At 50.3% G+C, this 20,401-nt stretch carries 20 protein-coding genes; 14 read left to right on the forward strand and 6 right to left on the reverse strand.

The annotated features are described in order from the left end of the window. Nucleotides 1-57 precede the first annotated feature (57 nt). Nucleotides 58-516, reverse strand: coding sequence for a MarR family winged helix-turn-helix transcriptional regulator (locus V8F51_RS06535; protein WP_337099315.1), 459 nt, complete (start codon nt 514-516; stop codon nt 58-60). A gap of 144 nt (nt 517-660) precedes the next feature. On the opposite strand from V8F51_RS06535, the gene V8F51_RS06540 reads away from it, so the two are divergent. Both V8F51_RS06540 and V8F51_RS06545 read left to right on the forward strand, forming a co-directional pair. After that, nucleotides 661-1,098, forward strand: a complete 438-nt coding sequence (locus V8F51_RS06540) for a MarR family winged helix-turn-helix transcriptional regulator (RefSeq protein WP_337099317.1) — start codon at nt 661-663, stop codon at nt 1,096-1,098. Nucleotide 1,099: 1 nt separating this feature from the next. After that, the gene (locus V8F51_RS06545) at nt 1,100-1,852 is read left to right on the forward strand and encodes a GTP pyrophosphokinase (RefSeq protein ID WP_337099318.1); all 753 of its coding nucleotides are present in this window, start codon (nt 1,100-1,102) and stop codon (nt 1,850-1,852) included. 14 nt (nt 1,853-1,866) lie between these two features. Here V8F51_RS06545 and V8F51_RS06550 read toward each other — a convergent pair whose 3' ends face one another. After that, nucleotides 1,867-2,766, reverse strand: a complete 900-nt coding sequence (locus V8F51_RS06550) for a LysR family transcriptional regulator (RefSeq protein ID WP_337099319.1) — start codon at nt 2,764-2,766, stop codon at nt 1,867-1,869. A 122-nt stretch (nt 2,767-2,888) separates the two neighbouring features. Here V8F51_RS06550 and V8F51_RS06555 point away from each other — a divergent pair, with 122 nt between their 5' ends. Further along, nucleotides 2,889-3,983, forward strand: a complete 1,095-nt coding sequence (locus tag V8F51_RS06555) for a branched-chain amino acid aminotransferase (protein WP_337099321.1) — start codon at nt 2,889-2,891, stop codon at nt 3,981-3,983. 107 nt (nt 3,984-4,090) lie between these two features. On the opposite strand, the gene V8F51_RS06560 is transcribed toward V8F51_RS06555, so the two are convergent. Next, a complete protein-coding gene (locus tag V8F51_RS06560; protein ID WP_337099323.1) occupies nt 4,091-4,930 on the reverse strand; it encodes a helix-turn-helix transcriptional regulator in 840 nt (279 codons plus the stop codon). Between the two features lie 122 nt (nt 4,931-5,052). Here V8F51_RS06560 and V8F51_RS06565 point away from each other — a divergent pair, with 122 nt between their 5' ends. The 3 genes from V8F51_RS06565 to V8F51_RS06575 all read left to right on the forward strand — a co-directional run bounded on the left by V8F51_RS06565 (nt 5,053) and on the right by V8F51_RS06575 (nt 8,322). After that, complete coding sequence (locus tag V8F51_RS06565) at nt 5,053-6,054, forward strand: Gfo/Idh/MocA family protein (RefSeq protein ID WP_337099325.1); 1,002 nt, start codon at nt 5,053-5,055, stop codon at nt 6,052-6,054. 20 nt (nt 6,055-6,074) lie between these two features. Further along, complete coding sequence (locus V8F51_RS06570) at nt 6,075-7,013, forward strand: aldo/keto reductase (RefSeq protein WP_337099327.1); 939 nt, start codon at nt 6,075-6,077, stop codon at nt 7,011-7,013. A gap of 220 nt (nt 7,014-7,233) precedes the next feature. After that, the gene (locus V8F51_RS06575; RefSeq protein ID WP_337099328.1) at nt 7,234-8,322 is read left to right on the forward strand and encodes an LLM class flavin-dependent oxidoreductase; all 1,089 of its coding nucleotides are present in this window, start codon (nt 7,234-7,236) and stop codon (nt 8,320-8,322) included. Nucleotides 8,323-8,404: 82 nt separating this feature from the next. Here V8F51_RS06575 and V8F51_RS06580 read toward each other — a convergent pair whose 3' ends face one another. After that, nucleotides 8,405-9,091, reverse strand: a complete 687-nt coding sequence (locus V8F51_RS06580) for an LrgB family protein (RefSeq protein ID WP_337099329.1) — start codon at nt 9,089-9,091, stop codon at nt 8,405-8,407. Further along, nucleotides 9,091-9,549 (reverse strand): CidA/LrgA family protein, encoded by a 459-nt coding sequence (locus V8F51_RS06585; RefSeq protein WP_337099330.1) that lies wholly within the window; start codon nt 9,547-9,549, stop codon nt 9,091-9,093. The genes V8F51_RS06580 and V8F51_RS06585 overlap by 1 nt, the downstream gene beginning before the upstream one ends. Before the next feature lie 29 nt (nt 9,550-9,578). On the opposite strand from V8F51_RS06585, the gene V8F51_RS06590 reads away from it, so the two are divergent. Together V8F51_RS06590 and V8F51_RS06595 are read left to right on the forward strand one after the other, a co-directional pair. Next, the gene (locus tag V8F51_RS06590; protein WP_337099380.1) at nt 9,579-10,511 is read left to right on the forward strand and encodes a LysR family transcriptional regulator; all 933 of its coding nucleotides are present in this window, start codon (nt 9,579-9,581) and stop codon (nt 10,509-10,511) included. 78 nt (nt 10,512-10,589) lie between these two features. Beyond that, nucleotides 10,590-11,231, forward strand: a complete 642-nt coding sequence (locus V8F51_RS06595; protein ID WP_337099331.1) for an NAD(P)-dependent oxidoreductase — start codon at nt 10,590-10,592, stop codon at nt 11,229-11,231. A 94-nt stretch (nt 11,232-11,325) separates the two neighbouring features. On the opposite strand, the gene V8F51_RS06600 is transcribed toward V8F51_RS06595, so the two are convergent. Continuing rightward, complete coding sequence (locus V8F51_RS06600; RefSeq protein WP_337099332.1) at nt 11,326-12,102, reverse strand: Cof-type HAD-IIB family hydrolase; 777 nt, start codon at nt 12,100-12,102, stop codon at nt 11,326-11,328. Nucleotides 12,103-12,235: 133 nt separating this feature from the next. On the opposite strand from V8F51_RS06600, the gene V8F51_RS06605 reads away from it, so the two are divergent. From V8F51_RS06605 to V8F51_RS06630, 6 genes are all read left to right on the forward strand, one after another. After that, on the forward strand, nt 12,236-12,790 hold the full coding sequence (locus V8F51_RS06605) for an NADPH-dependent FMN reductase (protein WP_337099333.1): 555 nt from the start codon (nt 12,236-12,238) through the stop codon (nt 12,788-12,790). A 158-nt stretch (nt 12,791-12,948) separates the two neighbouring features. Then, nucleotides 12,949-13,533, forward strand: coding sequence for a TetR/AcrR family transcriptional regulator (locus V8F51_RS06610; protein WP_337099334.1), 585 nt, complete (start codon nt 12,949-12,951; stop codon nt 13,531-13,533). 61 nt (nt 13,534-13,594) lie between these two features. Next, nucleotides 13,595-15,043 (forward strand): DHA2 family efflux MFS transporter permease subunit, encoded by a 1,449-nt coding sequence (locus tag V8F51_RS06615; RefSeq protein ID WP_337099381.1) that lies wholly within the window; start codon nt 13,595-13,597, stop codon nt 15,041-15,043. 181 nt (nt 15,044-15,224) lie between these two features. Further along, entirely contained in the window at nt 15,225-16,829 is a 1,605-nt protein-coding gene (locus V8F51_RS06620; protein WP_337099336.1) for a glycoside hydrolase family 43 protein, read from the forward strand. A gap of 46 nt (nt 16,830-16,875) precedes the next feature. Then, the gene (locus V8F51_RS06625; protein ID WP_337099337.1) at nt 16,876-18,642 is read left to right on the forward strand and encodes a sensor histidine kinase; all 1,767 of its coding nucleotides are present in this window, start codon (nt 16,876-16,878) and stop codon (nt 18,640-18,642) included. Further along, nucleotides 18,635-20,230, forward strand: a complete 1,596-nt coding sequence (locus V8F51_RS06630) for a response regulator (protein ID WP_337099338.1) — start codon at nt 18,635-18,637, stop codon at nt 20,228-20,230. The genes V8F51_RS06625 and V8F51_RS06630 overlap by 8 nt, the downstream gene beginning before the upstream one ends. The last annotated feature ends 171 nt before the right edge of the window (nt 20,231-20,401 follow it).

A 20,401-nucleotide genomic window follows, 5' to 3' on the forward strand; every position in this document is an offset into this window, starting at 1 on the left:
TTCGAGTCGGCCAACGTGCCTATTCGAAATCCCTTTTTTCTCATTTGTATATTTTCCCTAGTTTTCCTGATGTCTGACTAGATCCAAATATTCGAAGACGTCATTCAGCAATCCGATTAATTGATCGCTTTGCTCCTTGCCGAGATGATCAATCAGACCAATAAACATTTCATGATATCGTTTTTTGGCTTCGACCGCGAGCTGTTCGCCCTTCTCGGTAAGCATGATTTCGGTAATCCGTCGATCATTATTGTCCGATTTACGGTAGACGTAGCCGCTCTCAATGAGGCTGTTCACCATTTGGGTAACGGTTGGCGAGGTTACTTGAAGACGTTTGCTTATATATTTAACGGTTGTCCCTCTGGAACCATTGACTGAACCATGCTTAACGCAGAGCAGCACGCGCATTTCGCTCGCTTTGAGACCTAATATCGTCTTCTTGCGCCAGTCGGCCTTGCCGAAGCGTTGAAATATATCGATTAATTTTTCGACATTTTCGTATTTATCGATACTCATTACAATCACCTCGGATAATGGAATGTAGAAAGGCTAACAAGAACGTTGCCAAGGTCATTATAGATATTTTGTACCAAAATAGTCAACAAAACTTAATCCTCGTTACGTCATTTGAGTGTTAAAATAAATAAGTGAGGTGTAATAATGAGCAATTATGAAGAGTGGTTGTCACTATCGCCCTTATTGAAGAGCACGTACAAGAAGCTAAAAGCCGAATGGTATAAAGGTGTCGATGATTCGTTCTCCATAAGCCAAATTCGGATGATGCAGCATTTGAGCAGGACGAGTCCGTTAAAATCGACGGATTTAGCTGAGATGCTGTGTGTGACCGCAGGCGCAGTAACGCTGATGGGAGACAAGCTGTATGAACGCGGTCTAATTGACCGGTATCGAGGCGAGCAGGATCGAAGAGTTGTTTATATTGCTATAACGGAGCAAGGCAAGCAATACATTTCCTCCTTCCGAGCCAATGACGAGCAGCTTATCAAGATTATAGCGGAACGGATAACGGAGAAGGATATGCATGAGCTTAAGCGAATCATCTTGCTGTTGAACGAAAGTTTGGAAGGGGATTATCAGTAGGATGGATCAAATGCTAATGATTAAAGATTTGAAGACACAAATGACTCGGTTCATGATGATGTATAAGTTCGCGCTTAGCGAGTTGGAGACAAGAATTGAAATTTTGCAGGAAGAATTCCATTTGCTTCATGAATACAATCCGATTGAGAATACGAAATCGCGATTGAAGTCTCCAAAAAGTATTTTCGAGAAGCTGTATCGCAAGCAGACAGGGCTGAGCTTAACTAGCATTCGCAATAGTATTCGGGATATTGCCGGCATGCGCATTACATGCTCGTTTATCTCCGATATCTATCGGATCAGCGATATGCTTCGTAATCAGTCAGACCTGAATATCGTTGAGGTCAAGGACTATATTAAGGAACCGAAGCCGAATGGCTACCAAAGCTTGCATTTGATCATTGAAGTGCCTGTATACATCTCGGACCGTCGTGAAAACGTGTTCGTCGAGGTACAGATTCGCACGATTGCGATGGACTTCTGGGCAAGCTTGGAGCACAAAATTTTCTATAAGTATAATCAGGAAATTCCAGAGCGCCTGCTTAACGAGCTTCGCGAGGCGGCTGTCTCCGCATCGGCTCTCGATCATAAGATGGAGCGGCTGCATGATGAGATCGAGGCGATCAAGGAAGAGCAGGATAATGATTTCAGCGACGAGCTGCTTCAACTGCTGATGAACAATAACAAGCAATTAGGCCAGATCGGCTTGCCTAACGTGCTTGCGGAATTTCTCGACGACCAGTTTGCGAAGTAACCGCTGCTAGCCGTTCAGCTGTTGCCCGGACGGAAGCTGTCGATAAAATATTGCGCACGCTTAGGAAGGTATCGATCGTTCAGCCATAAGATGCCTACACCAGATTGGAAGTCTGCATCCTCGATCCGCAGCATCGTAACGACATCGGACGGGAAGGAAGACAAGACAGACTTCGGAAATACAGTTGCGCCGATACCGGCGGCGATTAGTGACATAATAATAGCGACGCTGGAGCATTCGCATATAATATTTGGCTCGAAGCCGTGGCGGCGGCATTCATTGACGACCTGTTCGTGCATCCGAAGCGTTTTGTCCGTCTTGAGGGTCAGGAACGGGAACTGGGCAATCTCCGCCATGTTGATCGATCCGCGGCTGGCGAGCGTCGTCCAAGAGCTGGGAATGACGACTACGAACGGATCCGAAGGGAGCGGGAGAACGGTATAATCGCTCACGATCGACTGTGCTTCGAACGGCAGACGCGCAACGATTAGATCAATCGCACCTTTCTCGAGCTGCTCGCCAAGGTAGAAGTGATCGCCCTCGAGTATTTTGTAGGTCACTTGGGGATAGCGCTCACGATACCGCTCGATCTGCTTCGGCAGCAGCGAGATGCAGGAAACGACGGAGCCGATGGACAAGACGCCGCGAGCGCCTTCCTCCGTTTCCTGCACTTCGCGGATCGCGCCGTCGAATTGGAGCAGCAAAGATTCCGCTTTTTCCAGCAGAAGCTGCCCGGCGTCGGTAAGCTTAAGTCCTTTGCCGCTGCGGTCGAACAGCGTTACGCCAAGCTCTTCTTCGATGAGCTTCAGTTGGCGGCTAAGGGGCGGCTGCTCCATATTTAGCCTTTTGGCGGCGCGCGTAATTTGACCTTCTTCGGCAATCGCAACGAAATATTTGAGCTGGCGCATATCCATAGGGTATCCCTCACTGTCTCATACCTTTAAGGTATGGGGTTTGTATAAAATAGATATTTTAAATATATCGCATGAAGTGTTAGCATTCAATTAACAGCCCTAAAAAAAAGGAGAGTTGCATGATGTTAGAAGGTTTGCAAATCGAGCGCACAACGACAAAAAAGGCTAAGCCTCCGGAGTCAAAGCTGGGATTCGGCAATTATTATACAGATCATATGTTTATCATGAATTACGAAGAGGGAAAAGGGTGGTTCAACCCGCGCGTTATTCCTTACCAACCGATCGTGCTTGATCCGGCAGCGAAAGTGTTCCATTATGGCCAGACGATATTCGAAGGTTTGAAAGCGTACCGTACGAAGGACGGCCGCGTGCAATTGTTCAGACCGCACAACAACTTCCTGCGGATGAACCGTTCCAACGAGCGTCTGAGCGTTCCTGAGATTAATCCGGATGTTGCTGTTGAAGCGCTTAAACAGTTGATCCAAGTCGATATTGACTGGATTCCTTTCGAGGAAGGCAATTCGCTATATATTCGTCCTTACGTAATTGCGACGCAAGCTCAGCTTGGAGTTGCACCATCGACGGAATATCAATTCCTGATCATCATGTCGCCTGTAGGTGCTTATTATCCGGAGGGCGTGAACCCGGTTAAGATCTACGTTGAGTCTGATTATGTTCGCTCGGTGAAGGGCGGCGTCGGTGAAGCGAAGACGGCAGGCAACTATGCGGCTGGCCTTAAAGCGCAAGAGATCGCTAAGGAAAAAGGTTATACGCAAGTGCTTTGGCTGGACGGCGTTCACCGTAAGTACATCGAGGAAGTGGGCAGCATGAACGTCTTCTTCAAGATCGATGGCGTTATTCATACACCAGCGCTTAGCGGCAGTATTCTGGACGGTATTACGCGCAACTCGATTATTCACCTATTGAGACATTGGGGTTATGAGGTTCAAGAAAGCGCGATTGAAATTGGCGAGCTGTACGAAGCGAGCAAGCAAGGTAAGCTGGAGGAAGCGTTCGGCACAGGTACGGCAGCTGTTATTTCTCCAATCGGCGAGCTGAACTGGCAGGACGAAGTGCTTGTCATTAATAACGGCAAGACGGGCGAGCTTTCGCAGAAGCTGTACGATACGCTGACAGGAATCCAAAAGGGCGAGCTTGAAGATCCGTTCGGCTGGATGATTGAAGCAGCTGTATTCGATTCGCAATTGGCGAAATAATATAAAGTAAAACAAGAAAGGCTTTCCTATAGGTCGGAGATTAAGCGACCTTGCAGGAAAGCCTTTTTGTTATGCGTCGATGATGGGCTGTAAGTGCGAATATGCTCTTACATGCCGAACAGCTGCCGATAAGCCGTCGGTGTCATGCCTTCATGCTCGATGAAGCGCTTGTTGAAATAGCTGACGCTCGGGTAACCTGCATCTTGGGCGATTTGGCCGATGTTCGCCTCTTTGCGGTCGAGCAGCCATTGTTTGGCCATCTGCAGGCGGCATCTCGTTATGAAGTCCATCGGAGTCATCTTCATCGTGTTCTTGAACAGCTTGCAGAAGTAATGCGGCGTAACGCCGGCTCGCACAGCCCATTCCTCCAGGATGAACGGGCGCATGGCTTCCTCCTGCATATGCGGAAGCAGCTCTAATATCCGGTTGCCGGCTGAACTTGCCTTGCTGCTGCCCGTCAGCGGCACAGCCTGCTCGGCGAACAGCGCAAGCAGCGTATACGTCAATGTGGACAATCGGATCGGATGCAGCATCCGATGTGTCTCCGCCTCCACGAGCAGCTCCATATGCGCCTGCTCCCAGCCCTTCGTTTGCCGCAGCGTCCATAGCTGACTCTTGTGAAGACCGCGTTCTAAAAAATAATCATGCACACCGCTTCCGTAGAAATGAACCCAGCGAACGTCCCAAGGCTCATCCTTGCTGCTGTAATAATGCTGAGATTGCATCGGAAAGTAGAGGACGGCATCCCCTTGCGTAAGCTGGTGCGTTTTTCCTTCCCATTCAACATACCCTTTGCCAGAGGCGACATAGTGGATGTTGAAGGTGTTGTGAGCATCCGCCGCGCGAATCGTATGATGCTCGGGATATTCACTGTATGCGCCTACCGATTCTGGCAGGCAGAAGTAAGGCGTCTGCGAAAGCGTAAGCAGATGGCTCTGGCGTTGCATGGCTATCACCTCAATGACAATATTGTTTCAATTGCGTGCAAAATAATATCATTTTAATTTTGAATTGATCGTCATATAATCACAATATAGTCGTAGAAAATATTCGATGAGGTGATTATAGCATGACCAGCAAAAAGTTAAAATGGGGCATCCTGGGCTGTGCGGGAATTGCGAAACGCGCTGTCATTCCGGGATTGCAATTGTCCGGTCTGAATGAAGCGGCGGCAATTGCGAGTCGTGATCTAGACAATGCGAAGCGGACTGCCGAGGAGTTGAACATACCAGCTGCATACGGCAGCTACGAGGAACTGCTCGCTGACGATTCGCTCGACGTTATCTATATTCCGCTGCCGAACCATCTTCACCGCGAATGGACGATCCGCGCAGCGGAAGCAGGCAAGCATATCTTGTGCGAGAAGCCGCTTGCACTGAATGAGAAGGAAGCGGCGGAGATGGCGGAAGCTTGCGCTAAGGCCGGCGTGCTGTTGTCGGAAGCATTCATGTACCGTTATCACCCGCGCTATGCGATGATCAAGGATATTATCGCATCAGGCCAGATCGGCGAAGTAAGAGCGATTCGCAGCGCCTTCACCTTCAACAATGCCGGCGACAAGAAGAACGTCAGATACCGCAAGGACTGGGGCGGTGGCTCGATCTATGATGTGGGCTGCTATCCGATTAACGCAGCGAGGCTGCTGCTCGGCCAAGAGCCGCAAGCGGTTACGGTACAAGCTTTGTTCTCTCAAGAACATGACGATGTCGATATGATGGCGTCCGGCCTCATTGAATTCGACAACGCCGTATCGCTTAGCTTTGATTGCGGCATGTGGGCGGCGTTCCGCAATCCGCTGGAAGTGCTCGGCTCGGAAGGCATTATTGAGGTGCCAAGCGCCTACGTTACGCCTAACCCGGGAAGCGGCAATTTCTTCGTCACTGCTCAAGGCGAACGCAAAGAAATCGAAGTTCCGCATGTGAATGCTTACACGGAACAGGCGGATCATCTGGCACGCGCAATTGCTGGAGACGCAGCGATGCGCTTCGATACAGTGGACGCTCTTGCGAATATGAGAGTCATTGATGCTTGCCTAGAATCAGCGCGTACGCGCTCTAGAATTACAATCTAACGAAGAGAGGATGGATATAGATGGATTACATTACAATTCAAGGCGCTAAGAAGCCGGTCTCGCGGCTTATGAAAGGCTCGGACTACTTCTTCCATCATTCGTATGAGAAGGCGGCTGCCAACTTAGACGCTTATCTGGCTATCGGCGGCAACTCGATTGATACGGCGCATATTTATTGCGGCGGACAGAGCGAGGAAGTCATTGGCCGTTATATGAGCGAACGCGGTAATCGGGAGCAGATCGTCGTGTTGACGAAAGGCGCCCATCATGACCAATCCGGCCCGCGCGTTAGCAAGGAAGCGATCGCTGCCGATTTGAAGGATAGCTTGAGAAAGCTGCAAACGGACTACATCGACCTGTATGCCCTGCATCGCGATGACCCTGCTATCCCTGTTAGCGTCATTATCGACGCGTTGAACGAGCATGTTGCCGCAGGCGTAGTACAAGCAATCGGCGTATCGAATTGGACTTGGCAGCGTATTGAGGAAGCAAACCGCTACGCGGCAGATCGCGGACTAGTAGGCTTCACGTTCAGCAGTCCCAATCTAAGCCTTGCAAAAGCGAACGAACCGTTCTGGTCGGGCTGCGTATCGGCAGATGAGGAAACTTGCGCATGGCACGAAGCTAATCAGTTGCCTTTGCTTTCGTGGTCGTCGCAAGCCAGAGGTTTCTTCACGGGCAGATTCTCTCCGGAAGTGCGTGACAATGCCGATTTAGTAAGAGTCTTCTACAGCGACGACAACTGGGAGCGGCTTGAGCGCGCGAAGCAGCTTGCAGCTGACAAAGGCGTTAGTGCGATTCAGATCGCCCTCGCTTATGTGCTTAACCAATCGTTCCCGACCTGCGCCTTGATCGGCGCTCAATCGACTGAAGAACTGCAATCATGCGACGAAGGCTCGCTTATTAAGCTGACGAGGGCCGAGATGGACTGGCTGGATCTGACGAAACAGACGGTATAACAGCTGCTAGACTAACGATTAAGCCATTCAGAACGTTTCTTTTGACTTCATTATTCATGGAGCCAAGAGGAACGTTCTTTATTTTACAACGATGCAGGTTTGACGGTATTCAATAACTTATGTATGATTACTTACATAAAGTAACTGCATTAGCGGGCTTGATGAATGTTGCATAAATAGGGAAATATAGAATGTTGAACACTATTAGGGGGAAAGGCAGATGCTCAGTCACGAGAAGGTAAAGGCAAGCAATGGGACAGAATTCGAATTCGGTATATATACATTAGGAGACTTGGCAGCTGATCCGCATACGGGCAGGTCATTATCCGCAGCACAGCGGATCAAGGAGGTGCTTGCAGCGGCTAAGCTAGCCGATGAGGCAGGGCTCGACGTATTTGGCGTTGGAGAGCATCATAGGCTTGATTTTGCGATTACGTCGCCGCCCGTATTGCTGGCAGCTATTGCTCAGGCTACCAAACGCATTCGTCTGACCAGTGCAACGACTGTACTTGGGACTGCAGATCCTGTAAGAGTATTCGAAGACTTCGCCACGCTTGATCTATTGTCAGAGGGACGTGCAGAGATCATTGCAGGACGAGGAGCATACGTGGAATCCTTCCCGTTGTTTGGCTATGAGCTGGATGACTATAAAGAGTTGTTCTCGGAGAAAATGGACCTGTTATTGGAGCTCGGCGAGCATGAGCGAATTACGTGGAATGGCGAACTTCGATCTTCGCTGGATGACGCCGAGATTGCACCGAGACCCTTCCAGCCGAAGATGCCGATATGGATAGGCGTTGGCGGAACGCCTTCGAGCGCGCAGACGGCTGGCAAACTGGGCGTAGGAATGGCACTAGCTATATTAGGCGGCGATCCGCAGCGTTTCCAGCATCTCGTTACTGCGTATAGGGATGCTGCACTTGAAGCGAAGTTTCCTTCGAAACAGGCTAAAGTAGCGATAACGAGCCACGGTTTCATTGCTAAGACGTCCGAGCAGGCTATAGCTGATTATTATCCGTATTACGCGAATTATGTATATGAATTCATGGGCGGCCGCGAACGCGGAGAGAAGATAACGAAGCAGCAGTTCGAGCTGATGGCGGGACCAGATACGGCTCTGGCTGTAGGCAGTCCACAGCAGATCGTCGAGAAGATACTGGCGCAGCACGAGCTGTTCGGACATAACCGGTATATGGTGCAGTTCGATATCGGCGGCCAGCCTTATGCGAAGGTTGCTGAAGCGATTGAGCTGCTAGCGACAGACGTTATGCCGGTTGTACGGAAAGAGCTCGGAAAGAAGCAGGGCTAGAAGAAGCATTACATCAAATAAGCTGCTCATGAAGGTCGTAGGACTTTCCATAAGCAGCTTATTTGTTTTGTATGTCATTCACTCATAGCAAGTAACCAACAAACCAAGGAGTGGCCACCAGCGTAACGAAGGCGGTCAGCATCATGGCAATTGTCGCGACGGAACCGGATACGGTATCGTATTCCATTGCTTTCGTAATGCCGGCTGAATGGGCGCTAGTGCCGAACAAAACGCCTCTGGCAATCGGGTTGTCGATCCTGCACCATTTGACGATAAGCGGACCAACAATCATGCTCAGCAATCCAGTGACGAGCGTTGCAACAGCTGTAATCGTCGGCAGTCCGCCGATGCTGCCAGAGATGGATATCGCGATAGGCGTTGTGGCCGAACGCGGGGCCAAGCTGTCGATGATAGCGGTCGGCAGTCCGAACATAGAGGCGATGCTGGCGGAGGTGATAATCGCTAACGCAGCGCCGCAGCTAGCGCTAATTGAAATGAGGGCGGCATCTTTTTTGAATACGGCAGCATTTTTGTACAAAATGACGGCAAGCGCGATTGTTGCAGGCTCAATCAGCTTTGTCAGCAGACCCGCCCCTGCGTTATACGATCGAAATGACACACCGCTCCAATGCAGGGCGGCAATGACGATGATCGGCGTAATGAGGAGCGGGGTTAAAAGTATTTTACCTGTTTTGGCATAAACGAGCTTTGAAAGCCAGAAGACGGCGATCGTGATACATAACCAGACAATCGGCTCTAACAGCTTCATCATTGTTGGCCACCCGCTCTCCGTCTGCCAATGTATTGCCCGAGCAGTCCGCTGCACAGCATGACGGCGATGAGGCTCAACAGGATCGTCAACAAGATAGGTACGCCGCTTCGTGCAATCAAACTTCCGTAATCTATAATGCCGACGGTTGACGGGATGAAGAACAGCAGCATTTGGGCGAGCAGCCAGGTAGCCCCTTGATCGATCCAATGCAATCGAATTACCCCGAGCTGCAGCAAGGCGAATAGAAAGATAATGCCGACAATCGTGCCAGGGATCGGAATATGCAGCCATGCAACGAAGGCGTCCGATCCTTGGGCGAGCAGCACGAAAAAGACAATCTGAGCAATGGTGCGCAATATGGATTTGACCTTCATCAGTCCGAACCTCGCTTTCATTTCATTAAGTATACGCAGTGCCCTGTTATGAGTAAAATGAATATATTGAATTGTTTTCATTCCATTTGGTTATGTAAAGAGGTGTTCGTATCGACATTCGGCAATTGCAGGTTGTTTCGGAAATAATACGGCAAGGCAGCTTTACGAAGGCTGCGGAGACTCTCCATGTCACACAGCCTACGATTAGCAAAATAATTAAGAGCATAGAGGATGAATTGCAAATGGAACTGTTCGCGCGCGAAGGGAGAGCCTTCAAGCTGACAGATGCAGGGCATGCGATTCTGAATCATGCAGGCCCGATTTTGCAGGCATTCGACAATCTGATGCAGGAATTAAATGATTTGTCCTACTTGAATAAAGGGAGTATCCGCTTCGGCGTGCCGCCGATGGCGGGAGCGCGTTTCTTCCCGGAAGTCATCAAGCAATTTCAAGAAAAGTACCCGGGCATCACGCTCGGCATGCTGGAAGACGGCGCAAGGAAGATTGAAGAGAGCGTTGCGGACGGCACGCTGGATGCCGGGGTAGTCCTTTGGCCGGCTGACGAGGCGATGTTCAATTCCATCCCCATTGTGAAAGACCGGCTAAAAGTGATCGTGCCAGCGAATCATTCCTTCGCGGAGCGTCAGCGGATAAGCTTGAGAGAGCTTGCGGCAGAAAGCTTTGTTTTGTTCAACAGCGACTTTGCGCTTCACGGACGCATTATTAACGAATGCCGACAAGCGGGCTTCGATCCTCGCATCGTTCATGAAAGCTCGCAGTGGGATTTCATTGGCGGGATGGTCGGAGCGGGTTTGGGGGTTGCCATGCTGCCCGGAGCCGTGTGTAATCTTCTTGATGAGGAGAAGACGAGGGCAATCGCGCTTGATGATCCGATCATTCCTTGGGAGCCGGTGCTCGTGTGGCGAAGGGAAGGTTATCTGTCCCGCGCTGCAAGGGAATGGGTCCGGTTCATGAGGAACTATTTCGGAGAAAAGCAGCATGTTCTCCACGAGCAATCGGGTGCGGTTGGCGAAAACGATTGACATAGCGCTATATTGTAACTATTATAGTTACAGGAAGTGTAATTGTGATAGTTACAACAAATCAGGAGGTTATTTATTATGAAAATAGCAGTTATCGGTGCAAGCGGCAAAGCAGGGAACTTAATCTTGAAGGAAGCGGCAGCTAGAGGCCATGAAGTCACAGCGATCGTTCGCAACGCAGCCAAAGTTAACGAAGAAGGCGTGAACGTCGTAGAGAAGGATATATTCAATCTGACTTCGGCAGACTTGAAGTCATTTGATGCGGTTGTTAACGCATATGCGGCACCGCACGGCGAGGAGCATCTGCATGTGGAGGCTGGACAAGTACTAATTCATGCACTCCAGGAAGCTTTGAACACTCGATTGCTTGTCGTTGGCGGAGCAGGAAGCTTGTTCGTTGATGAAGCGAAGACGGTCAGACTAGTTGAAACACCGGAATTCCCTGACTTGTATAAGCCGACTGCGCTTAACCAAGCGAAGAACCTGAACGAATTGGAACAGTCGACAGGCGTTCAATGGACGTTCATTAGTCCCGCAGCTTTCTTCGATGCAGAAGGCAAACGGACGGGCGCTTATCAGGTGGGCGCGGATAACCTGCTCGTTAACGCAAAGGGCGACAGTTATGTTAGCTACGCCGACTATGCGATCGCAGTGATTGACGAAATCGAACAGCCGAAGCATCTGAACAAACGGTTTACGCTCGTATCCGAAGGTCAATAAATCGATTATCACTGCACACAAAAAAAACCGGCCGCAGCTCACGCTGCTTGTGCCGGTTTATTGCGTTCCGTAGCAGTTACTGCAACGGATGCTTCTAGTCGATCAGACCTGCATACTGCAGACCTTTGCGAATGCCGCCTTCGTCGACGTGAGCAGTCACATAGTCCGCATAGGGCTTCACTTCTTCATGAGAGTTGCCCATCGCGATGCCAAGGCCGACAACGGACAGCATCTCTACGTCATTGAGACCATCTCCGAAAGCGACCGCTTCCGATACGGAAAGATTGAGGTGCTTCAGCAGCGCCTCAATGCCTTGCGCCTTCGATCCATCGGATGGCAGCACGTCAAGCGCAGTCTTATGCCAACGGATGTAGCGCAGCGCAGGCACCGCTTCGTTATACAGATGCTCTTCATGCTCCTCGCAATGAAGGAACACTTGATAGATGCTCTCGTTCTTCCAGAAGTCAGGGTCGTAACCCGGCAAGTCGACTCGAAGCGACTTGACGGCATCCACCATATGCGGATGGCTTTCCTCGCTCGCATAGAACTCGCTGTGTCCTTCGAAGACGAGTGAATGGTTATGCTTGGCCGCATGTCCCACGAGCGCTTCAAGATGCTCGCGCGGAATTGCTTTCTCGAAGATCGGTTTTCCTTTGTAGACGACATATGCGCCGTTCAGACTGACGAAGCTGTCGATGCCAAGCTGCTCGGCGATCGGCCTGAAGAAATACGGAGCTCTGCCTGTTGCGATAACGGCTTCCACACCACGGCTCTGCAGCGAGCGTATGGCGTCGATCGTATCCTGCGGAATTTGCTTCCGCTCATTTACTAACGTTCCGTCAATGTCAAAAAAAGCAATTTTGTAGCTCATCCCAATATGATCTCCTATCCATAAATCTTCTATTTGATTCATTGCGTTGTATATTGTGGTAATATAACATCAGATGCCGTTATTAGGCAATCCAAAAACCATTTCCAATCGGACAAGGAGTCGTTGATTACATATGAAAATCGCAGCGCTTGTCGGCAGCAGCCGCAAAGGTTCGGTCAATAAACAAATTGCTGAGTTTATGGCGAAGCGTTACGCCGGTAACGGTAAGCTGACCATCGAATTTGTACCTATCTCGGACCTTCCGCTCTACAACCAAGACAATGAATTGACACCGCCGCCGTCTGTTATTGAAGCCAAACGAATCGTTGCTGAGTGCGAAGGCGTACTTATTGTAACGCCTGAATATAATCATTCCGTGCCGACTCTGCTTAAGAACGCATTAGACTGGTTCTCCCGCGTCGACAAGGTGCTTGTAGGCAAGCCGGTATTCATCGTTGGCGCATCGCCAGGCGTGCTAGGCACAGCAAGAGCGCAGATGCATCTTCGCCAAATTCTGAATTCGCCGGGCATTGCAGCCTTCACGCTGCCTGGAAATGAAGTATTCATTAATGGAGTCGGCGAGAAATTGAATGCCGATGGCGAGCTTATACATGAATCGACGGTTCAGCACTTGGACAAGCTGGTCGACAACTTCATCGGCTGGTCGCAGCGTTTGAAGCAGCAATAATAATCTAATCGTGATGATTAGGCCGGTTCGTAAGCATGCTTATGAGCCGGCTTTTTTGCGCGGTAATATAAGCGCTTAATTGGAGATAAGGGTTGACAGCGAACAAGTATTCTGTTTTTATTATGTAGACCGATCGTTATAATGAAGAGGGTGATCCGGTGTCAGAGAAGCAAAATGCTAAGCAATCGATTGTGGAAACAGCCTCCAAGCTGTTCGTTACGCAAGGCTATCATGCGACGGGACTTAGTCAAATTATTAAGGAAAGCGACTGTCCCAAAGGCTCTGTTTATTATTATTTTCCGAAAGGGAAAGAGGAGCTGGCGATTGCTTCCATCGAATGTACGAAGCAGGAGGTGCTTGCGAAGTGGCATGATTGCTTCGATAGAAACGAACATCCCGCTGACGCGATTGCGATGTGCATCAACGAGCTGGCCGAAGATGTAGCCAAGAACGACTATGAAGGTTATGTGCCATTCAGCTTCTGGTTGGCGGCCGAGACATCATCGGTTAGCGACAAGCTTCGCGAAGCTTGCCAATCCGTATTCACCGCATGGCAAAATGTCATTTCCAGCCGATTGATGATGTCGGGGATCGGACAAGCTAAGGCTGCCGAGCTCAGTATGGTCATCGTATCCCTGCTCGAGGGGGCGTTGTTGCTCGCCATCACCAACCGTGATACAACACCGCTTTTAAGCGCTGCGAAATATGTGCCCTATCTGATCACGAAATGCCCTTCTTTATAAGGTGAGAACGTCAAGCATACATCAAGACCTGATATAGGAGGAGAGAAATTTGCAAGCTACAATGACAGCAGGCATGCAAGATACGGGAGTGAAATACAAAGTGCTCCCGATTATGATTTCATTATTACTAAGCGGCTTTATCGGCATGTTCAGCGAAACGGCCCTAAATGTCGCGCTTAGCGATCTCATTCAAGTATTTCAAATTACGCCGGCAACGGTCCAATGGCTGACGACGGGGTACTTGCTTACTTTGGGCATTCTAGTGCCGATATCCGGCTTATTGCTTCAATGGTTCACGACGAGGCAGCTGTTTATAGCCGCCGTTAGCTTCTCCGTAATCGGAACATTCATCGCGGCGATGGCGCCAAGCTTCGAAATGCTAATGACCGCACGCGTCGTTCAAGCGATCGGCACAGCACTGTTGCTGCCGCTTATGTTCAATACAATCCTTATCATTTTCCCTGCGGAAAAAAGAGGCGCGGCAATGGGCATTATCGGCCTTGTCATCATGGTTGCTCCGGCGGTCGGACCAACGATCGCGGGTCTGCTTATCGATAAGCTGAGTTGGAACTGGATTTTCTGGCTATCGCTGCCGTTCCTTATTATTGCTCTTATTTTCGGTTATTTCTTTATGCAAAACGTGTCGACGATAACCAAACCGCGAATCGACTTGATCTCGATTCTGTTCTCGACGCTTGGCTTTGGCGGAATCGTATTCGGCTTCAGCAGCGCCGGTGAAGGTGATCATGGTTGGAGCAGCACGAAAGTGATTGTCTCGATGGTTGTGGGCATCATTGCCCTTATTATTTTCGCCATACGCCAATTGCGGATGCAAGAACCGATGATGAATCTTCGCGCGTTCAAGAAGCCGATGTTCGTAGTCGGGACGTTAATGGTATTCATCTGTATGATGGTTATTCTGTCTTCGATGCTCGTCTTGCCGATGTTCCTGATCTCCGGGCTTGGTCTTAGCGCGCTTACTGCGGGCTTGGTGTTGCTGCCGGGTGGCTTGATCAACGGTATTATGTCTCCGATCATGGGCGGCCTGTTCGATAAATTCGGACCCAAGTGGCTCGTTATTCCTGGTCTTGTCATCGTTGCTGCCGTATTATGGTTCTTCTCCGGCATCACAACGGCATCAACGCTCGCACTTATTATCGTTCTTCATTCCTGCCTGATGATCGGCATTTCCATGGTATGGATGCCGGCGCAGACGAACGGTCTGAACCAATTGCCGCGCGAGCTGTACCCGGACGGAACGGCGATCATGAATACGCTGCAGCAGGTAGCCGGTGCGATCGGCACAGCGCTTGCGGTAAGCATTATGACGGCGGGCAGCAAGAAGTTTATGGAAGGCGTGGACAACGTAGCCGATCCGGCGAACATTCCGCTGGCCTTGACGGCAGGCATCCAGAACGCCTTCATCTTCGCGATGGTTGTCGCGATTATAGGCCTTGTCGTCGCGTTCTTCATCAAGCGCGTGAAGGTAGACAAAGCGAATCAGCATTAATCTCAGGTACATTGGCGGCTAAATGCACACTCGTGCAGTTAGCCGCCTTTTTCGTTACCGGAAATTCAAAATAGGTTAAAAAAAAGCACTCGGAACTAAAAAAACTTGCATACGCGCAGCGAACCTCCTGTGCTAGTCTGATTAACATAGGCTAACTATCATTTTTATTGGAGGAACGCGCATGCAACCATCTAATCTAACCATTCAAAATCCGATTCTCCCCGGCTTTCAGCCCGATCCTTCTTTTGTCCGCGCCGGAGAAGACTATTATATCGCCACTTCGACGTTTGAGTGGTTTCCCGGCGTGCAGATCCATCATTCGCGAGATTTGATTCATTGGGAGCTCCTGCCTCAGCCATTAACCCGACTGGAGCAATTGGATCTTCGAGGCATACCGAGCTCGGGCGGCGTATGGGCGCCGGCGCTCTCTTATCATGACGGCTTGTTCTATTTGTTGTATACAAATGTTGCTGCCCGCAAGAGCGTCTACAAGGACTTGGGCAATTATTTGGTGACGGCCGAGAGCATAGAAGGACCATGGTCCGATCCGATCTTCCTGAACGGCAGCGGCTTCGACCCTTACTTATTCCATGACGAGGACGGCACGAAGTGGGTGCTCAATATGCAGTGGGATTTCCGAGATGACCATAAACGATTCAGCGGCATCGTCATGCAGCAATATGATCCTCGGCAGAAGAAGCTTGTCGGTCCTGTTAACGCCATCTACCATGGGACGGATATTGGCGTTACTGAAGGGCCGCAGCTATTCCAGCGGGATGGCTACTACTACTTGCTCGTAGCCGAAGGCGGTACAGGAGCTAATCATGCGGCAACGCTTGCACGCTCGCGCCATATCGAAGGTCCCTATGAGACCGATCCTGAGTATCCGATCATGACAACAAGCAGCAATTCGGACTTTCCGCTGCAAAATGCGGGCCACGGCTCGCTCGTCGAGACGCATACGGGCGAGTGGTATATGGCCCATATTTGCAGTCGTCCATTCGAAGGGACGAAGCTTAACCCGCTTGGCAGGGAGACGTCGATCCAGCGCTGCCGCTGGACGGAGGACGGCTGGCTGCGCCTCGACCACGACGGCCGCCTTCCGGCTTTAATCGTGCCTGCGCCGCAGTTCGCTTCCGAAGCGGCCCCAGCCATGCAGGCGATTACGGAGAAGGACAACTTCGATGCGGCTGAGCTTCATCGCGTCTTCCAGACGCTTCGGGTGCCTGCTGACCCGTCATGGCTCACTTTGACGGAGCGTCCGGGTTATTTGCGTTTGCGCGGGAGAGAGTCGCTGTTATCGTGGCACCGGCAGAGCATGGCTGCGCGCCGGCTTCAGCATTTGGAGTGCACGGTAGAAACCCGGATGGAATACGATCCGGACCACTTCATGCAAATGGCCGGCCTTGTCTTCTATTATGACGAAGCGGATTATTATTATTTGCGAGTGACGCAGGACAGCGAGAAGGGCCGTGTGCTAGGCGTCGTGATGAGCAAGGCTGGCAAGTATGAGGAATGCAGAGCACAGGAAATTAACGTGGATACATGGGAGAGCTTCTATTTGAGAGCTGTCGTTCGGGATAGGGAGCTTCGCTTCTTCGCTTCGCCTGACGGGAATCTGTGGCAGGCGGTCAGCGATACGCTCGACATCGGCAGTTTATCCGATGAGTACGGCGGCAAGCTTGGCTTCACGGGCACGATGATCGGATTATGCGCGCAAGATTTGAACGGAGAGCTTAAGCATGCAGACTTTGATTATTTTAGTTATCGCCCCTTTTTGCATTAGCCGAGCCTATGCGGGCATGGTAAAGTTATGAAGGGGAGGGATGCCGATGTTCAGCGTGTGGCAGCAAAAGCGGCGAAGCATGTTCGTCAAGTTTTCGGCAGCTTTCATACTCGTAGGATTGATTCCGTTGCTTGCGCTCAGCTATTATTCCGTCCAGACGTTTACGGGCCATGTGGAGCGGTATACGTCTAACAATTTGAATCAAATGATGCTCTACATGAGCTATAACCTCAATTCGGTGTTCAAAGATTACGATGATGTGTCTCAGCTAATGTATACAGGGAGATATGACGGTTTCTACGAAGGCTCGAACGACAATCAGAGCTATAACGTCAATGAGCTGGAGCAAATCAATTCCATGCCGATTGACGGTTTTTTGAAGACGATCATCTTTAGCGATTCCTATATTCGGACAGCCTATTTCGTAAGGTCCTCTGATAATAAGCTGTTTTACCAGTACAAAGAAAATCAAGTGTTTCAGCCCGAGCTGCTTCCGATCGAGGAATGGGCCAAAAGCTTCGACGAGAAGAAAAACAAAATCGCGATATTTCCAATGCACAAAGAAAGCTACTACAAAAATTCGGACGTGAACGTAATAACGGTCGGCCGTAATTTGATCGACGTATCGGGCACGCTTACAAGCGAGCCGAAGGTGCTCGGGACGCTTTACTTCGATGTTGATATCGCCGTGTTCGATCAGTTTTTCAAAGAGCTGAGCATCGGGGCGGACGACGAGCTTTACGTGCTGGACAGCGAAAACAACGTGTTCTTCAGCAATATGGACATCATGGGCAAGAAAGACGAGCTGCTGCAGGCTTCTAACGATGACACGCTTGTGTTAACGGAGACCATCCCGTATTTGAAAGGGCAAGTTACAGCCTTATTCGTGAAAAAAGACCTGTACGAGCAATTGGTGACAACGCGTCTTGCCGTCTATATCGCGATCTTCGTCAGCGCGGTCGTTCTTATCGTCATGGGCGCGTGGTTCTCGCGCAGGTTGGCCGCTCCGATCAGCAGTCTGATCAAGCAGATGATCAAGGTCGAGTCGGGCAATTTGGATGCCCAGGTCGAAATCAAAGGCAATGATGAAATGGGCAGGCTCGGCCATGGCTTCAATCGGATGGTCGAACGCTTGGGGATTTTTATCAACGATGCTTATGTTGCGGAAATCAAGCAGAAGCAGGCGGAGCTTAATGCGCTGAAGAGCCAAATCCGGCCGCATTATCTTTACAACACGCTGGAGGTTATCCGCATGAACGCGGTTCATAATGACGCTGACGAGGTGGGCGATATGATTATATCGTTATCCAATCAGCTGAAGTACGTCATTGATTACGGAGAGGATTGGGTAACGCTACAGCAAGAGCTTGATCATCTTCGGGACTATTTTTATATCATCCAAGTGCGTTATGAGAACCGCTTCGAGCTGCGCGTTCATCTTTCCGAGCAGGTAGATCCTAACTGGCCCGTGCTGAAGCTGTCGCTGCAACCGATCGTGGAGAATGCGATCCAGCATGGCGTGCGGCCCAAAGGCAAAGGGACGGTCGGCATATCCGTCGAAGCGGCGGATGGACAACTTGCGATTACGGTATACGACGACGGTGTCGGCATGGAGAAGGAGCAGCTTCAGCGCTTGAACGAAATGTTATCCGATCCGAGCACCCCATCGGGGCATGTCGGGATCAAAAACGTCCATGAACGAATCAAAACGGTATGCGGCAGCGAGTACGGGCTTACCATCAACAGCCGCCAGCATGTCGGTACATCGGTTCATTTGGCTATGCCGATCAAGGAGGGCGAGGGTCATGATTAAGGTTATACTTGCCGACGACGAGCCGCTTATTATCAAAGGGTTGCGCAAGCTCATCAATTGGGAGTCGATGGGCCTCGACATTGTAGGCCAAGCCTACGACGGCAATGAGCTGCTCGAATTAATCGAGACCAGCCAACCGGACATTATCATCAGCGATATTAGTATGCCTCATCGAACGGGCATTGAAATCATCAAAGAACTGAAGCGAAGAAACCATCCCGCCAAGGTGATATTCATTAGCGCTTATCAAGAGTTTTCCTACGCGAGAGATGCGGTTACGTACGGCGCTGTCGACTATTTGGTCAAACCCGTCGTGAAGCAGCAGTTGGAAGACGTGCTGCTGGGCGTGCTGTCGTCTATTACAGAGCAGCAGGAAGAGTTAAAGCGGAAGAGCAAGCTTCAGCACTTGGAGAAGAAGAACAGGCATGAAGAGCTGCAGGAGTGGCTGCTTCAATTGACGGACGGCACGCTAACGCCGCATTCGGAGGCTTACCGGCTGCTGGCTGCGGAACTGCCCGGTCCCCTGTATTCCGTTGTCATTATCGAGATCGATCAGTTCGGGGACGGTTCGGACCGTTGGTCGGAGAAGGAAGGACGGCTCATTGAATTTGCGATTGGCAACATCGTGCAGGAAATCGTCGTAGCCTCGCATAACGGGTTCGCTTTTCTAAAGGATCATAAATTCGTAGCCGTTATCAGCCACGCGGATCGTAATGGAGCTGCTGCAATAGCGGACAACATCGTACACAATATCATGGTTTATTTGAAATTGAGCGTTTCTGCGGGAGTGAGCGAACCCGTCGACGGAACGGACCGACTGGAGCACGCTTATCGATATGCGGAGCAGGCGCTGCAGATGAACTATTTTCTCGGGCGCGGCAAGGTCATCGCTTATGAGGCTCAAGAATCCAAGCAGCCGTTCGATAAAGAGCTGTATGGCATGCAAATGGAGGTTGTACGCAGCCTGACGGCGAATGCGTGGCCGGATGCTGTTCAAGCTCTGATCAAGCTGCTAGCGATCGTTAGAACGGGTGCATACGGCAACCGTACGCTAGCTGTATCGACGAGTCTTTCTTCCGTCCTATTTATTTTGCAGGAAATGACCAAAAATGGCGTTCAACTGCCGGACGGCGCGATCGACATGCATGAGCTGCAGAGCAGGCTCGGCTCCTGCGAGACGTTCGAACGATTGCAGGATGAAACGATCCGCGCGATCGAGCAAATTCATTCCATGATGGACGTCGATTCCGGGAATAAGGACAAAATATTGTTAGCCAAAATCAAGCAATATATCGAGAAGAACTATGCGCAAGAAATTACGCTCGAGTCGGTCGCCGGCATTGCGTTCATGAACCCTTATTACTTCAGCAGCTTCTTCAAAAAACATACGAAACAGAATTTCAAGCAATACGTTACCGAGGTCAGAATGAAGCATGCGGTCAGGCTGCTTCTTCATACGGATGGGATGGTCTACGAAATAGCGGAGCAGGTCGGGTACAACAACGCCCGGCATTTCAGCGATATGTTCAAGAAGCAATTCGGCCAGCTGCCGAACGATTACCGCCAGGAACGGAAAAAAAGCGAATGACCGGGCTTCCGGTCATTTTCGTTTTAAGGGAAGCATCAGAAATTGTCAACGATCTTAAATTAACCGCATACGCGGCTTAAAAAAGTTCATTCTAACGGTTTTCGAACGATGTTACTCTATGTACAGGGAAAGCGTATACACTCGATGCTGCGCACATCGACGATCCAATCC

Source organism: Paenibacillus sp. YIM B09110 (assembly GCF_037167145.1).
Taxonomy (GTDB): domain Bacteria; phylum Bacillota; class Bacilli; order Paenibacillales; family Paenibacillaceae; genus Pristimantibacillus.